Raw genomic sequence first — 540 nt, 5'->3', positions numbered from 1 at the left:
TTGAGCCCCCAACTCGGTCGCCTTCATCATATTCCCGAGTGAACATAATTTGTGTAGCGACCGAAATAAATCCACATTCCGCAACAACCCTCAAAATGTGAACAAGAGACAGGTTGATGCGGGAATAAATCAGAAGGTCGAAGTTATAAAAACCTTTCTCTGATTACCCCATAATCACCGCAACAACCTTATCACCGACCCAATCTCACTAACACAATCGATAATATTATGGTGGTTGCACGCCAGCGGAATCACCGTCAACTGATCACACACTGCCCCTATCCCATTATCTTCGCTCAGCCATAGCGCCTTTCCCCCAGCAACAGACTGATAATAAGCAGACATCTGTGTGGCCTTGAACAGGGTGACTTGGGTATGTTGCAGTCGGCCAGAAATCAGCCCCTGGCTGATGCTCTGCTCCGCCGCTTCCACCGCCAAAGCACGCGCAGCCGCCTCTCCGTGAATCCCCATTTCCGCCAGCATGTTTTGGCGCAGATCCGGCATCTCTTGCGTATTCACCTTGGCCTGATAGAAACTGTC

At 50.2% G+C, this 540-nt stretch carries 1 protein-coding gene; it reads right to left on the bottom strand.

Translation table 11 applies throughout. The annotated features are described in order from the left end of the window. Positions 1–174: 174 nt before the first annotated feature. Positions 175–540 (bottom strand): hypothetical protein (locus tag IV04_RS26515; protein ID WP_037441879.1); only part of this gene is annotated, 366 nt, incomplete at its 5' end.

The organism is Serratia sp. Ag1 (assembly GCF_000743355.1).
Classification (GTDB): domain Bacteria; phylum Pseudomonadota; class Gammaproteobacteria; order Enterobacterales; family Enterobacteriaceae; genus Chania.
The sequence above is the reverse complement of the archived record's forward strand: the minus strand, read 5'-3'. Positions and strand labels throughout refer to the sequence as shown.